At 60.3% G+C, this 15,122-nt stretch carries 15 protein-coding genes; 7 read left to right on the plus strand and 8 right to left on the minus strand.

Annotated features, from left to right (window positions below):
* Positions 1–57 precede the first annotated feature (57 nt).
* Both AC07N4_RS15825 and AC07N4_RS15830 read left to right on the plus strand, forming a co-directional pair.
* The gene (locus tag AC07N4_RS15825; protein WP_096817722.1) at positions 58–726 is read left to right on the plus strand and encodes a polysaccharide lyase family 7 protein; all 669 of its coding nucleotides are present in this window, start codon (positions 58–60) and stop codon (positions 724–726) included.
* Positions 727–1,092: 366 nt separating this feature from the next.
* A complete protein-coding gene (locus AC07N4_RS15830) occupies positions 1,093–1,452 on the plus strand; it encodes a DUF6124 family protein (RefSeq protein WP_493065708.1) in 360 nt (119 codons plus the stop codon).
* Between the two features lie 109 nt (positions 1,453–1,561).
* On the opposite strand, the gene AC07N4_RS15835 is transcribed toward AC07N4_RS15830, so the two are convergent.
* The 7 genes from AC07N4_RS15835 to tkt all read right to left on the minus strand — a co-directional run bounded on the left by AC07N4_RS15835 (position 1,562) and on the right by tkt (position 8,521).
* Positions 1,562–2,056 (minus strand): hypothetical protein, encoded by a 495-nt coding sequence (locus AC07N4_RS15835; RefSeq protein WP_493065707.1) that lies wholly within the window; start codon positions 2,054–2,056, stop codon positions 1,562–1,564.
* A gap of 250 nt (positions 2,057–2,306) precedes the next feature.
* The gene (gene fba, locus AC07N4_RS15840) at positions 2,307–3,371 is read right to left on the minus strand and encodes a class II fructose-bisphosphate aldolase (RefSeq protein ID WP_007959708.1); all 1,065 of its coding nucleotides are present in this window, start codon (positions 3,369–3,371) and stop codon (positions 2,307–2,309) included.
* Positions 3,372–3,495: 124 nt separating this feature from the next.
* Positions 3,496–3,828, minus strand: a complete 333-nt coding sequence (locus AC07N4_RS15845; protein WP_096817719.1) for an MliC family protein — start codon at positions 3,826–3,828, stop codon at positions 3,496–3,498.
* A gap of 57 nt (positions 3,829–3,885) precedes the next feature.
* Positions 3,886–4,107: a hypothetical protein gene (locus AC07N4_RS15850; RefSeq protein WP_085688661.1), complete on the minus strand. Its 222-nt coding sequence runs from the start codon at positions 4,105–4,107 to the stop codon at positions 3,886–3,888.
* 34 nt (positions 4,108–4,141) lie between these two features.
* Positions 4,142–5,305: a phosphoglycerate kinase gene (locus AC07N4_RS15855; RefSeq protein WP_493065706.1), complete on the minus strand. Its 1,164-nt coding sequence runs from the start codon at positions 5,303–5,305 to the stop codon at positions 4,142–4,144.
* Positions 5,306–5,317: 12 nt separating this feature from the next.
* On the minus strand, positions 5,318–6,370 hold the full coding sequence (gene epd, locus AC07N4_RS15860; RefSeq protein ID WP_096817715.1) for an erythrose-4-phosphate dehydrogenase: 1,053 nt from the start codon (positions 6,368–6,370) through the stop codon (positions 5,318–5,320).
* Positions 6,371–6,523: 153 nt separating this feature from the next.
* Entirely contained in the window at positions 6,524–8,521 is a 1,998-nt protein-coding gene (gene tkt, locus AC07N4_RS15865) for a transketolase (RefSeq protein ID WP_493065705.1), read from the minus strand.
* Between the two features lie 271 nt (positions 8,522–8,792).
* On the opposite strand from tkt, the gene AC07N4_RS15870 reads away from it, so the two are divergent.
* The 4 genes from AC07N4_RS15870 (at position 8,793) to AC07N4_RS15885 (ending at position 13,316) form a co-directional block, all read left to right on the plus strand.
* Positions 8,793–9,788 (plus strand): metalloregulator ArsR/SmtB family transcription factor, encoded by a 996-nt coding sequence (locus AC07N4_RS15870; protein WP_273541168.1) that lies wholly within the window; start codon positions 8,793–8,795, stop codon positions 9,786–9,788.
* Positions 9,789–9,806: 18 nt separating this feature from the next.
* Entirely contained in the window at positions 9,807–10,997 is a 1,191-nt protein-coding gene (gene metK, locus AC07N4_RS15875; protein ID WP_096817710.1) for a methionine adenosyltransferase, read from the plus strand.
* Positions 10,998–11,144: 147 nt separating this feature from the next.
* A complete protein-coding gene (ligB, locus tag AC07N4_RS15880; protein WP_493065704.1) occupies positions 11,145–12,824 on the plus strand; it encodes an NAD-dependent DNA ligase LigB in 1,680 nt (559 codons plus the stop codon).
* A gap of 96 nt (positions 12,825–12,920) precedes the next feature.
* Positions 12,921–13,316 carry a DUF1090 domain-containing protein gene (locus AC07N4_RS15885; protein WP_102619720.1) on the plus strand — a complete coding sequence of 132 codons (396 nt, stop codon included), beginning with the start codon at positions 12,921–12,923 and terminating at the stop codon, positions 13,314–13,316.
* Positions 13,317–13,368: 52 nt separating this feature from the next.
* On the opposite strand, the gene AC07N4_RS15890 is transcribed toward AC07N4_RS15885, so the two are convergent.
* Positions 13,369–13,818, minus strand: a complete 450-nt coding sequence (locus AC07N4_RS15890; RefSeq protein WP_096817705.1) for a c-type cytochrome — start codon at positions 13,816–13,818, stop codon at positions 13,369–13,371.
* A gap of 128 nt (positions 13,819–13,946) precedes the next feature.
* Between AC07N4_RS15890 and mltA the strand changes: the two genes are divergently transcribed.
* Positions 13,947–15,119, plus strand: coding sequence for a murein transglycosylase A (mltA, locus tag AC07N4_RS15895; RefSeq protein WP_102619718.1), 1,173 nt, complete (start codon positions 13,947–13,949; stop codon positions 15,117–15,119).
* The last annotated feature ends 3 nt before the right edge of the window (positions 15,120–15,122 follow it).

A 15,122-nucleotide genomic window follows, 5' to 3' on the forward strand; every position in this document is an offset into this window, starting at 1 on the left:
CCGCGAGCTAGAGCTTCTGGCACGCGCGTGCAGGAAAAATAGAGTGGAAGAACCGACATGATCGACCTCGCAACCTGGAACCTCAGCGTTCCCGTTGGCAGCCCGCCCTACACCGTCGAAACCTCCAAACTGGTGAACGGCTTCAAGGATCAGTACTTCCATTCCGACACCGGCACCCTGTTCTTCTGGTCCCCGGTGACCGGCTCGAAAACCGAAAACGCCATCTACCCGCGCACCGAACTGCGCGAAACCTACAGCAACGGAACATTGCGCAACTGGTACTACCCGGACGCCGACAACCTGCTGCGCGCGACCCTCTCGGTCAATAAAGTGCCCAGTTCCGGCAAGATCGTCATCGGCCAGATCCATGCCTATGAAAGCCAGAAGCCGCTGGTGAAACTCGAGTATCAGTACAAGACCAAACTGGACTCCGGCAACCTGGTGATCAAGGTGCGGATGCACCCGGATGATGACGAAGGCCGGGTGATTACCTTGGCGACCGGGATCAAACTGGATCGCGAGTTCAATTACCTGATTCACCTGAGCCCCGGAGGTGCACTGGGTATCAGCGCGGCCGGGTATCAGTGGGACTCGCAGATCAGCGCCACGTGGCGCAACAAGCCGTTGTACTTCAAGGCGGGCGTGTATGTGCAGGACAACACCGGTTACACCAGCGAGGGTGGGCAGGTCACGTTCAGCAAGCTGGATATCGATCACGATAAATAGCGGCGGCGCGACCGTTTAAGGCTTCTGTTTAAAGGCAGTCCGCGTAACGTCCCGAAGCCTACAACGGCTTGCGTCGCTGCCTACCGGTACGCCAGAATCCGCCGGCTTGTGCGCCTGGAGGGCCGTCGGTAACTTGATTCGGATCACTGATTCGCAGTGATCGGGTTTAGTAGCCTGTGGTGTTTTCAGCTACGTGCAACGCGCTGTCCATCAGACATTCCAGTCTGACTGTGATGGTGGCTGTGCGCAGGGCGCTTCGGCGCGCCGGTCAATGCTGAATACTCCCCGGTCTACTAACCTGCGCACAGCTGCCACCCTTCTTTTAGTAGGGAAGGACCGGCAGCTCCTTACAGGAGTTTTCAGCTTATGTTCAAACCTACGCCTAACCCACCAGAAACCGATCTGGCCTCCCCCTACGATTCCCTCGACCCCAAAAAACTCAACGAAGCCGCCGAACGCGCCCTCGACCACTACCTCTGCCCCGGCGCCCGCATCATGGCCACGGTCAACGAACCCGACCGCATGTACTTCGCCAACCCCGCCTACAACACCGAATCCCTGCTGGCCAACGCCAGCGAAACCCTCGGCTCCGCCAGCGAAATGCTCAACAACTTCGCCGCGATACTCCCGACATCCCACCGCAAAACCGCGCTGGGCATTGCTCAAGTAGTGATGGTTGCGGAACTGGCGGTTAACCAGGCGCTAGATCACGTCGAACCGAGCTAGGCGCGACTGCCCGACCAAAGGAACTCTAAATAGACCCGTCTTCCGACGGGTCTCCTGCGAGCCCTAGAATACATAATCCCGAAGTACAATTTTTACCGCTCTCGTACACTCAGGTGATCACATAAGTATTGAGAAAACTCACGGCAGTATTTCGAATTGGAAGCACCGTAATCTGTGGAAACGGAGAAGGTGGCGTTGGAGTTGCTCCACCATATTGAACGGCTTCTAAATCATACGTCCCCGGCGTGATACCACGAGCGAGCAATACATTCACACTTATTTCACCTCTAATGAATACTCCTTGCTGCCGCCGCAAAGACCAGAAGATAGAATAATCATCGAGTGTATATGTCAGAACAAGGACAGGAAAAGGAATGTTGACATCCACCAAATAGAACTCCAACACATCACCAACCCTAGTGCAATCTGGCAAGAGATACTCGACTTGAAAGTATTGCTGACCAACAGCCCCCGCATTCTGAGTTATTTTAGGCGCTACACTTCTCATCCTTGGCAAGGGATAAGCACTAAAGTCGAAAGCGACCATCATCAATACGCCGGGAGGCGACAATGGTGTATTCGGTGAAATTTGAGTAATGATCAATTTCAGCCCCCCTACTTAATTTTATTTTGGCTCTCAGCCACTCCTACAATCTATCGAGCACGCGCAGGATATACACCTGTAAGATTTCACAGTCTTTTATAACTATTCGCAATTGTTCGTTACTCAAACTTTGCAAATTCAGATAAAAATTTCAGCTCCAAGCTTGTATCAAATAGCACTGCGAAATTCCGGCTCAAAAAAAAAACCGCCTCTCGGCGGTTTTTTCATTCAATCAGCTAAACACCCAGTCTCAATTGACCTTGGCGTTCAACTCACCCTTCAGATAACGCTGATACATGCTTTCCAGCGAGATCGGCTTGATCTTCGAAGCGTTGCCAGCGGTACCGAAGGCTTCATAACGAGCGATACATACATCGCGCATGGCCTTCACGGTTTCACCGAAGAATTTACGCGGGTCGAATTCGCTCGGGTTGGTGGCCATCAGGCGACGCATGGCGCCGGTGGATGCTAGACGCAGGTCGGTGTCGATGTTGACCTTGCGCACGCCGTGCTTGATGCCTTCGACGATTTCTTCAACCGGTACGCCGTAGGTTTCTTTGATGTCGCCGCCGTACTGGTTGATGATCGCCAGCCACTCTTGTGGCACCGACGAGGAACCGTGCATCACCAAGTGGGTGTTCGGGATGCGTTTGTGGATTTCCTTGATGCGGTCGATCGCCAGCACGTCGCCGGTAGGCGGCTTGGTGAACTTGTAGGCGCCGTGGCTGGTGCCGATGGCGATGGCCAGGGCGTCGACCTGAGTCTTCTTGACGAAGTCAGCGGCTTCTTCCGGGTCGGTCAGCATCTGGCTGTGATCCAGAACGCCTTCGGCGCCGATGCCGTCTTCTTCACCGGCCATGCCGGTTTCCAGCGAACCCAGGCAGCCCAGCTCGCCTTCAACCGAAACGCCGCAGGCGTGAGCCATGGCCACGGTTTGTTGGGTAACACGGACGTTGTATTCGTAGTCGGTCGGCGTCTTGCCGTCTTCGCCGAGGGAGCCGTCCATCATTACCGAGCTGAAGCCCAGCTGGATCGAGCGCTGGCAGACGTCAGGGCTGGTGCCGTGGTCCTGGTGCATGCACACCGGGATATGCGGGAATTCTTCGATCGCGGCCAGGATCAGGTGACGCAGGAACGGCGCGCCGGCGTATTTGCGAGCGCCGGCCGAAGCCTGAACGATCACCGGGGAGTCAGTCTTGTCAGCGGCTTCCATGATGGCGCGCATCTGCTCAAGGTTGTTGACGTTGAAGGCTGGAACGCCGTAGCCGAATTCGGCTGCGTGGTCCAGCATCTGGCGCATGCTGATAAGTGCCATTGTGTGTGTCTCTCCCGGTTTGGGTCGTTAATCGTGCCAGCCTGCCGGAGCGGCGGCGGCTATTCAAGTGATTGCGGATCGGGGGTCGGCCCCGGCCCGGTGATTCGGTGCAGCAAATTCTGTTTTATTCGGCTTTGCAGCCCCGGCCGATCAAATCATTGGTAGCGACCCAGTAGACCAGGCCTTCATTACCTTTGATGTGAAACGCCAGCATGTCGTCGCTGTACAGCGCGCCCGAGGCGCCCGGCTCTTCTTTCAGGCGATAGACCTGATCGCCACCACCCAGCCGCACATCGACTGCCTTCTGGCCGGCATCGGTGAAGCGCCACAGCACCTTGGCCTGACTGTCGCAGGTCCAGGTGGTCCAGTTATCCACAGGGGCGGACGACTGAAACGGGTTCCACTGCGCGCAACCACCCAACAATCCCAATGCCGCAACGGCGATCAAGCCTTTCATCCGTGTTCCTCGACCGGCAGCACACGCCGCCGGCCCTGAGTTAAAGAGTCAGACCGGTCAAGGACAACCATGTTCCTTGGCCGGGGTTTGCGTCTCGTATTTGTCCAGGCCTTCCGGACCCGAGCGCTTGTTCAGCACCGGGTTGGTTTCGGCCTGCCAGTCGGCCTGGTAGCAGCCTTTCTGTGCCTCGCCGGGTGCCGGTTCCGGCGCAGCCTTCGGGTTACTCCCGCAGGCTGCCAATGTACCGGTCAGCAACAACAGCGCTAACGACTTGACCATCTGAACACTCCTTTGCCTGGCCAAACGGGCGGCCTCAGGCCTTGGCCCGGCTTTCCAGGACTTCAACGGCCGGCAGCACCTTGCCTTCGACGAATTCGAGGAACGCGCCACCGCCGGTGGAAATGTAGGAGATCTTTTCCGCCACGCCATATTTATCGATGGCCGCCAGGGTGTCGCCACCACCGGCAATCGAGAACGCTGCGCTTTCAGCGATGGCCTGGGCCAGCACTTTGGTGCCGTTGCCGAACTGGTCGAATTCGAACACGCCGACCGGGCCGTTCCACAGAATGGTTTTCGACGACTTCAACAGTTCGGCGAAGTTGGCGGCGGTTTGCGGGCCGATGTCGAGGATCATGTCGTCGGCAGCGACGTCAGCGATCAGTTTTACCGTCGCTTCGGCGCTCTCGGCGAATTCCTTGGCAACCACGACGTCCACCGGCAGCGGCACGCTGACCTTGGCGGCGATGGCGCGAGCGGTGTCCAGCAGGTCCGGCTCGTACAGCGACTTGCCGACCGGGTGACCGGCCGCAGCAAGGAAGGTGTTGGCGATGCCGCCGCCGACGATCAGTTGATCGCAGATCTGGCTCAGGCTGTTCAGCACATCGAGTTTGGTCGAGACCTTGGAACCGGCAACGATGGCAGCCATTGGCTTGGCCGGCGCGCCCAGAGCCTTGCCCAGCGCGTCGAGTTCAGCGGCCAGCAGCGGGCCGGCAGCGGCGACTTTGGCGAACTTGGCAACGCCGTGGGTCGAGCCTTCGGCGCGGTGAGCGGTGCCGAAAGCGTCCATCACGAACACGTCGCACAGGGCGGCGTATTGCTGGGCCAGTTCGTCGGCGTTCTTTTTCTCGCCCTTGTTGAAGCGCACGTTTTCGAACAGCACGATGTCGCCGGCCTTGACGTCAACGCCGCCCAGGTAATCGGCCACCAGCGGCACGTCGCGGCCCAGGGCCTTGCTCAGGTAGTCGGCGACGGGCTTGAGGCTGTTCTCGGCAGAGAATTCGCCTTCGGTCGGACGACCCAGGTGCGAGCAGACCATCACGGCCGCGCCTTTTTCCAGGGCCAGCTTGATGGTCGGCAGCGAAGCCAGGATACGCGCATCGCTGGTGACAACACCGTCCTTGACTGGGACGTTGAGGTCTTCGCGGATCAATACGCGCTTACCTTGCAGATCGAGGTCGGACATCTTCAACACGGTCATGGGTCGCACTTCCTACGGTTTTTTTGAAGTCGCTGTTTGCAGATAGTGTTCTGCAACATCCAGCATTCGGTTGGCAAAACCCCATTCGTTGTCGAACCAGGCCAGGATGTTCACCAGCCGAGGGCCGGAAACGCGGGTCTGACTGGCATCGACGATGGCCGAATGTGGGTCATGATTAAAATCACAGCTAGCATGGGGAAGCTCGGTGTAGGCCAGCAGACCTTTGAGCGGGCCGCTGGTGGCGGCGTCGCGCAGGATCCGGTTGACCTCGCCGGCGTCGGTGTCGCTCGCGGTCTGCATCGTGATGTCGAGGCAGGACACGTTGACCGTCGGCACGCGTACGGCTTTGGCCTGAATTCGCCCGGCAAGTTCCGGCAGCAGACGCTCGATACCGCGCGCCAGACCAGTGGACACCGGGATCACCGACTGGAACGCCGAACGGGTGCGGCGCAGGTCTTCGTGGTGATAGGCGTCGATCACCGGCTGATCATTCATCGCCGAGTGAATCGTGGTGATCGACACGTAATCCAGGCCGACTGCCTGATCCAGCAGACGCAACAGCGGCACGCCGCAATTGGTGGTGCAGGAGGCGTTGGACACCAGCAGTTCGTCACCGGTCAGGCAATCCTGATTGACGCCGTAGACGATGGTGGCGTCGACATCCGCCTCGCTGGCCATCGGCTGCGAGAACAGCACCCGTGGCGCGCCGGCGTCGAGGAAACGCTGGCCGTCTTCGCGGGTGTGGTAGGCGCCGGAGCATTCGAGCACCAGATCGACGCCCAGGGACGCCCAATCGATGCCTTCGGGGGTGGCACTGCGCAGGACCTTCACGCAGTTGCCATTGATATGCAGACAATCGCCGTCGACCTTCACTTCACCGGGAAACCGGCCGTGGGTGGAGTCGAAGCGTGTCAGGTATTCGATGCTGGCCATGTCGGCCAGATCGTTGATCGCGACAATTTCAAACCCGGCCTTCTCGCCTCGCTCGAACAACGCACGCAAGACGCAACGACCAATCCGGCCGTAGCCGTTGAGTGCAACTTTGTAGGGACGCGGTTGAGGCATGGGGTTCTCGATAGTATTCGCTAACAACACAACCCTATGCAGGAGCTGCCGAAGGCTGCGTTCTTTTGATCCTGTTTTTAAGATCAAAAGAACGCAGCCTTCGGCAGCTCCTACAGGGGAATGCGGTGGCCAGGGCCACCGCATTCGTACTGCTTAGTCTTCCAGCAGCTCTTCAGCCTGACCCAGGATGTTTTCCAGGGTGAAGCCGAACTCTTCGAACAGGGCCGGAGCCGGAGCCGATTCGCCGTAGGTGGTCATGCCGATCACGCGACCTTCCAGACCCACGTACTTGAACCAGAAGTCGGCGTGAGCCGCTTCGATCGCGATACGCGCGCCAACCTGCAACGGCAGGACCGACTGCTTGTAGCTGGCGTCCTGAGCGTCGAACAGGCTGGTGCAAGGCATCGAAACAACACGCACCTTGCGGCCCTGCTCGGTCAGTTTGTCGTAGGCCTGAACAGCCAGGCCGACTTCCGAACCGGTGGCGATCAGGATCAGCTCAGGCTCGCCTGCACAGTCCTTCAGCACGTAGCCACCACGGCTGATGTCGGCGATCTGGCCGGCATCACGGGTTTGGTGCTGCAGGTTCTGACGCGAGAAGATCAGCGCCGACGGGCCGTCTTTGCGTTCCAGAGCGTTTTTCCAGGCCACTGCCGATTCAACGGCATCGGCTGGACGCCAGGTGTCGAGGTTCGGCGTGGTGCGCAGGCTGGTCAGTTGCTCGATCGGCTGGTGCGTCGGGCCGTCTTCGCCCAGACCGATGGAGTCGTGGGTGTAGACGTGGATCACGCGCTGCTTCATCAGTGCGGACATGCGCACGGCGTTGCGGGCGTATTCCATGAACATCAGGAAGGTCGCGCCGTAAGGCACCAGGCCGCCGTGCAGGGCAACGCCGTTCATGATCGCGGTCATGCCGAATTCGCGCACGCCGTAGTACATGTAGTTGCCGCTGGCGTCTTCGGCGCTGACGCCTTTGCAGCCTTTCCACAGAGTCAGGTTGGAACCGGCCAGGTCAGCCGAACCGCCCAGCACTTCCGGCAGCAGCGGGCCGAACGCGTTCAGGGCATTCTGGCTGGCTTTACGGCTGGCGATGGTTTCGCCCTTGGCCGCGACTTCAGCGATGTAGGCCGAAGCCTTCTCGGAGAAATCAGCCGGCAGCTCGCCGCTCAGACGACGGATCAGTTCGTTGGCTTCGGTCGGGAACGCGGCGGAGTAGGCAGCGAAACGCTGGTCCCACTCGGACTCGACGGCGCGGCCCTTTTCCTTGGCATCCCACTCGGCGTAGATGTCGGCCGGGATTTCGAACGGGCCGTGGTTCCAGTTCAGCGCCTGACGGGTCAGGGCGATTTCCGCGTCACCCAGCGGGGCGCCGTGGCAGTCTTCCTTGCCTTGCTTGTTCGGCGAACCGAAACCGATGGTGGTCTTGCAGCAGATCAGGGTCGGCAGCGGGCTCTTGCGAGCGGTGTCGATGGCAGTCTTGATCTCTTCCGGATCGTGACCGTCGACGTTGCGGATCACCTGCCAGTTGTAGGCTTCGAAACGCTTCGGCGTGTCATCGGTGAACCAGCCTTCGACTTCGCCGTCGATGGAGATGCCGTTGTCATCGTAGAAGGCGATCAGCTTGCCCAGGCCCAGCGTACCGGCCAGGGAAGCGACTTCGTGGGAAATGCCTTCCATCATGCAGCCATCACCCAGGAACACGTAGGTGTGGTGGTCGACGATGTTGTGGCCAGGACGGTTGAACTGCGCGCCCAGTACCTTTTCAGCCAGAGCGAAGCCCACGGCGTTGGCCAGACCCTGACCCAGCGGGCCGGTGGTGGTTTCAACGCCCGGGGTGTAACCGAATTCCGGGTGGCCCGGGGTGCGGCTGTGCAATTGACGGAACTGTTTCAGGTCGTCGATCGACAGGTCGTAACCGGTCAGGTGCAGCAGCGAGTAGATCAACATCGAGCCGTGGCCGTTGGACAGCACGAAGCGGTCACGGTCAGCGAACGATGGATTGCTCGGGTTGTGCTTGAGGTAGTCGCGCCAAAGCACTTCGGCGATATCTGCCATACCCATAGGGGCACCGGGATGGCCGCTGTTGGCTTTTTGCACGGCATCCATGCTGAGGGCACGAATGGCGTTGGCACGCTCACGACGGCTAGGCATCGCTGATCTCCTGGGTTTGAATAGATTGAAACGGAAAAAAGGAGGGCATTTTCCCTCACCCGAGCGCCTCGGGGCAATGACAGATAGTCATCCGGAGACGTTTTTCCCATGGATAACATCGGTTTCGGCTGGTGAAACCTTTCCGCTGTTCGTCTGTAGAGTTAACCGGTCAGTGAGAAGTGCAATAAAAAGCGCCATCCATCGAGCAATATCAAAACTTTTTGATATTGACCTTGCGGTGTTTTCCGGCCGTCTCTAGACTGCTGGCCCTATGAACTTACGCGTGCCTTCCATTCGCCATGACGATTGCGACGAGCTGGCGGCCCTGTGCAAGGCCGGCGGCGATCCGCTGCGGCTGAATGTATTGCGCGCCCTGGCCAACGATTCGTTCGGCGTACTGGAACTGGCGCAGATTTTCGATATCGGCCAGTCCGGCATGAGCCATCACCTTAAAGTGCTGGCACAGGCGGATCTGGTGGCGACTCGCCGTGAAGGCAATGCGGTGTTCTATCGCCGTGCCCTGCCCCACACCGAGTTGCTGGGCGGCAAGTTGCACGCTGCGTTGTTAGAAGAAGTCGACAATCTGGCGCTGCCGGCCGACGTGGAAACGCGGATCGCACAAGTACACGGGCAGCGTGCTGCCAACAGCCAGGACTTTTTCGCACGGGTCGCAGAGAAATTCCGCGCCCAGCAGGATTTGATTGCCGGCCTGCCGCAGTACCGTGAAAGCGTGCTGGCCCTGCTCGACAAACTGAATTTCGATGGTGCAGCCTCGGCCATCGAAGTCGGCCCCGGCGATGGTGCTTTCCTGCCGGAACTGGCCCGTCGTTTCGGCACCGTAACCGCACTGGACAACAGCGCGGCGATGCTCGAACTGGCCCGCCAAGTATGTGAACGTGAAAAGCTGGCTAACGTCAGCCTGCAATTGGCCGATGCATTGAATGGCGTGAGCCTTCAGGCCGATTGCGTGGTGTTGAACATGGTGTTGCACCATTTCGCCGCGCCGGCCGAAGCGCTCAAGCACATGGCCAGCCTGCTGCAACCGGGCGGTAGCCTGCTCGTGACAGAGTTATGTAGCCACAACCAGAGTTGGGCCAGGGAGGCCTGCGGTGATCTGTGGTTGGGGTTTGAACAGGACGATCTGGCCCGTTGGGCCACCGCTGCGGGACTCGTTCCCGGGGACAGCCTCTATGTAGGCTTACGTAATGGTTTCCAGATTCAGGTCCGCCATTTTCAGCGACCGACTGGCGACACTCACCATCGGTAAATTCAGGAAAACATCGAGATGAGCGAATACTCCCTCTTCACCTCCGAGTCCGTGTCCGAAGGGCATCCGGACAAAATCGCCGACCAGATTTCCGATGCGGTGCTGGACGCCATCATCACCCAGGACAAACACGCACGCGTTGCCGTGGAAACCCTGGTCAAGACTGGCGTGGCCATCGTTGCCGGTGAAGTGACCACCAGCGCCTGGGTCGATCTGGAAGAGATCGTGCGTAACGTGATTCTCGACATCGGCTACAACAGCTCCGACGTCGGCTTCGACGGCGCGACCTGCGGCGTGATGAACATCATCGGCAAGCAGTCCCCTGACATCAACCAGGGTGTTGACCGTGCCAAGCCTGAAGATCAGGGCGCCGGCGACCAGGGCCTGATGTTCGGCTACGCCAGCAACGAAACCGACGTGCTGATGCCAGCACCGATCACCTTCTCGCACCAGTTGGTTCAGCGCCAGGCCGAAGCCCGCAAATCGGGTCTGCTGCCTTGGCTGCGTCCAGACGCCAAGTCGCAAGTGACTTGCCGTTACGAAGGCGGCAAGGTTGTGGGTATCGACGCTGTTGTTCTGTCGACCCAGCACAACCCTGAAGTGTCGTACAAAGACCTGCGCGAAGGCGTGATGGAGCTGATCGTCAAGCACGTGCTGCCTGCCGAACTGCTGAGCAAGGACACCCAGTTCCACATCAACCCGACCGGCCAGTTCATCATTGGCGGCCCGGTAGGTGACTGCGGCCTGACCGGTCGCAAGATCATCGTCGACAGCTACGGCGGCATGGCCCGTCACGGCGGTGGCGCGTTCTCCGGCAAGGATCCATCGAAGGTTGACCGTTCGGCCGCCTACGCTGGCCGTTATGTTGCCAAGAACATCGTGGCCGCCGGCCTGGCCGAGCGTTGCGAGATTCAGGTTTCCTACGCGATCGGTGTGGCCCAGCCTACTTCGATCTCGCTGAACACCTTCGGTACCGGCAAGATCAGCGATGACAAGATCATCAAACTGGTCCGCGAAGTGTTCGACCTGCGTCCATACGCAATCACCACCATGCTCGACCTGCTGCACCCGATGTACCAGGAAACCGCAGCCTACGGCCACTTCGGCCGCGCTCCGCAGACCAAGACCGTTGGCGAAGACACCTTCACCACGTTCACCTGGGAAAAAACCGACCGCGCCGACGCTCTGCGTTCTGCTGCCGGTCTGTAAGACTTCCCTGGCGGTACAAGAAGCCCCGCACGGTTCGCGCCGTGCGGGGCTTTTTCATGGCCGCGAAACAACCGGCAAAACAGCCGACCGACCCGCTTGAAAATCCCGGCTAGCCTTCAGGTATCTCTCTGAGCAAGGACGCTCACGATGCTTGCCACACTGCGCCTGTTTTTCTTTTTCCTGCCGGTTTTCATCCACCTCAGCGCCTTCGCTGACGACTGCCCCACCTGGCCCGCCGACCGTGCACAAACCGAAATCGTCGCCCTGCAGCAGCAGGTCGATCAGTGGGACGACGCCTATCACCGAGAAGGCCGATCACTGATCACCGACGAACTCTACGATCAGTCCCGCACCCGGCTCGGCGAATGGCGCCAGTGCTTCAAACTTCCTTCACCGCCCAAGCCGTTACGGACGGCGTCAGGTCCGGTCGCACATCCGATCGCTCATACCGGCCTCGACAAACTTCACGACGCAGCGGACATCGAAGCCTGGCTGCGCGACCGCAAGGACGTCTGGGCACAACCCAAGATCGACGGCGTGGCCGTCACGCTGGTCTATCGCGCCGGGCGTTTGCAGCAGGCGATCAGTCGCGGCGACGGGATTCGCGGGCAGGACTGGACTGCATCGGCGCACAAGATCAACGCCATTCCCCGGCAACTGACACAACCGCGAGATCTGTCAGTGCAGGGTGAACTCTATTGGCGACTGAACGACCATATCCAGGCCCGAGCCGGCAGCGCCAACGCCCGTGCGACAGTCGCCGGCCTGATGGGACGCAAGGACTTGAGTGCCGAACAGGCAGCAGGCATCGGGCTTTTTGTCTGGGACTGGCCGCTGGGCCCAAGCAGCCTCACAGAGCGAATCACGGGCCTGGCATCACTGGGCTTCGCCACGACTGAACCTTACAGCCATCCCGTCAGCAATCTTGCCGAGGCGCAAAAGTGGCGTGATCACTGGTATCGCTCACCACTGCCCTTCGCCAGTGATGGCATCGTCTTGCGCCAAAGTCTGCGTCCTGCGGCCGAACGTTGGCAGGCGCGCCCGCCTTTCTGGGCCGTGGCCTGGAAGTACCCGTTCGCCCAGGCATTGGCCGGTGTACGCAAGGTCAATTTCAAGATCGGCCGTACCGGGCGCATCACCCCCGTGCTGGAACTGGCGCCGGTCATGCTCGATGATCGCCAGATCAGACGCGTCAGCGTCAGCTCACTCAAACGCTGGCAGGAACTGGACATTCGTCCCGGCGACCAAGTGGCGATCAGCCTGGCCGGGCTGACGATACCGCGACTCGACAGCGTTGTGCTGCGCAGCACAGAGCGCGTCGAGCTGAACGCTCCACTCGCCAGCGACTTTCACGCGCTAAGCTGCTGGCAACCAACGCCCGGATGCGAGAGTCAGTTCCTCGCGCGCCTGACCTGGCTTGGCGGCAAGCAAGGGCTGGCACTGCCCCATGTCGGGCGCGGTACGTGGGAGAAACTTCTGGAAACAGGCCGCCTGGACAGCCTGCTGGATTGGTTGACCCTCGACGGGCCAGAGCTTGCTAAGATTGCCGGCCTCGGCGAACGCAGCAGCGCTCGCCTGTCGCACAGTTTTCACAGCGCTCGCCAACGGCCGTTCACCCAGTGGCTCAAAGCCCTCGGGCTGCCGCCGACCGGCCAGGCTTCTTTGGCTGACTCATGGCAAGCGCTGGCACAACGAAATACCGAACAATGGCAGGCAGAGCCCGGAATCGGCCCCGGTCGCGCGGCGCAATTGAGCGCTTTTTTCCGCGACCCGCAGGTGCTGGTCCTGAGTGAAACCTTACGTGCCGCCGGAATCGACGGTTTCTGAACATGCATCCCGGTACGCCGGGAACCCAACGGTCGCCGAGGCGCTCCAAGAGCGCAGTGCTTTCACGACCCGATTGCCTTTGCACATGGAGCTTTTATGAAATTTCTCGCACCGCTCGCCCTGCTGACTCTTTGCGGCGTAATGGCCGCCCCCGCGATGGCTGGCGAAGACGCCCCGGGTCTGACCGGTTGTGCTGCCAAGAAGCAAGGCATCATCAATCAGATCGAACAGGCCAAATCCCGCGGCAACGCCGACCAGCAGGCCGGCCTCGAAACCGCCCTGCGCGAAGTCACCGAACACTGCACCGATGCGGGCCTGAAGAAGGAACGTGAAAACAAGGTGCTCGATGCCAAGCACGAAGTGAGCAAGCGCCAGGCCGACCTCGACAAGGCCATGAAGAAAGGCGATCCGGAGAAGATCGACAAGCGCAAGAACAAGCTCGCCGAGTCGCGCAAGGAATTGCAGGACGCGCTGGACGAACTGGACAAGTAATCCGGAAGGCAACGTGCGGTGAAAGAGCCCGCTCCTTCACCGCACCTCAGGATCAATGATCCCGAAATTCTTTATGGCAGGCACTGCAAGCATCTTCAACCTTCTGCACCGCCGGCCCCAGGTTGCTGACCTTGTAAGGCTGAACCTTGCTGGCGATCACCAGTTCACCAGTGGCGGCCTCAAGGGTGCGGGCCATCTCCTGGAAACGTGCCTGTCGCTGCCAGACATCATCCTTGGCGCTGGTGTGATCTTCTTCGCGCACCGAAGGGAAATGCTTCCACGGTTCATGGGACAGCGCATCGAGCTTGACCGCGCCTTCCGTGAATTTCGGCCCGTCGAAGGCGATGCGCCCGCGCAGCATGCCGCCCAGGTCTTCGCCGGTCTTGAGCATCTGCTTGAAGATCGCCTTGCGCTGGCCCAGCGGGGAATTCGGATCGACACCGCCGCAGGCGGACAAAGTCAGACAGGCCAGCAATACAACAGAAAGTCTTTTAAGAGTCATGGTGGCTTCAGGTCACGGAATTCGGCGGCCAGTATCCTCGCGTCACCGCCAAACACCAATAGCCCTATTAATAATACGGGTTGCTGGCGCGCATGGAGCACGCCTGCAACCGACACAGGAAATTCTCCATGAACAGCCGTTTCAAGGCCTGGCGTCACCCACTCATCGCAACCCTGCCGCTGCTGGCCATCCTCGCCGGCTGCACCGGGGGCGACAGTGCCAAGCCGAAAACCCACGCACTGGCCACCTACTCCAGCGCCACCTGGGAAGCGCTGCCCGCAGTGTCCGACAACGATCTGGTGGCCGGTTTCGGTTCGTGGCGCAGCGCCTGCACCCGGCTCAAGGCTGACCCGATCTGGGGCGCCACCTGCGCGGCGGCCGCCAATGTGCCGCAAAGCGCCGGCGACATCCGCAGCTTCCTCAAGCAGCACCTCGACGTCTTCGGACTGCGCGCCGAGCACGACAATCCCAACGGCCTGATCACCGGCTACTACGAACCGGTCTACCCCGGCAGCCTGACGCAAACAGCGACCGCCAACGTGCCGGTGTACGGCGTGCCTGAAGACATGATCATCGTGTCCCTGGACAGCATTTACCCCGAGCTGAAAGGCAAACGTCTGCGCGGACGCCTCGAAGGTCGCGTGCTCAAGCCTTACGACGACGCCGCGACCATCGAGACCAAAGGCGTCAAGGCACCGGTGGTGGCGTGGCTGACCGATCCGATGAACCTGCAATTCCTGCAGATCCAGGGTTCGGGGCGGATTCAGACCGATGACGGCCGGCAACTGCGCATCGCCTACGCCGACCAGAACGGTCATCCGTACCGGCCGATCGGCCGCTGGCTGGTGGAACAGGGTGAGCTGAAGAAAGAAGACGTGACCATGGGCGCGATCAGCAACTGGGCCAAGGCCAATCCGTCGCGAATTCCGGAGTTGCTGGGCAGCAACCCGAGTTATGTGTTCTTCACCCGCAACCCGGACAGCAACGAAGGCCCGCGCGGCTCGTTGAATGTGCCGCTGACCGCCGGTTACAGCGCGGCGGTGGATCGCAAGGTGATCCCGCTGGGCAGCCTGCTGTGGCTGTCGACCACTCGCCCTGACGGCACGGCACTGGTACGCCCGGTAGCCGCGCAGGACACCGGCGGCGCGATTGCCGGCGAAGTTCGTGCAGACCTGTTCTGGGGCACCGGTGAGGCCGCCGGGCAACTGGCCGGTGACATGAAGCAGCAGGGGCAGATCTGGATGCTCTGGCCCAAAGGCGCAGCGTTACCGCAAGTGCCGCAGGTGGCCGACAAACTGTAAGCG

Source organism: Pseudomonas sp. GW821-FHT09E04 (genome assembly GCF_059416185.1).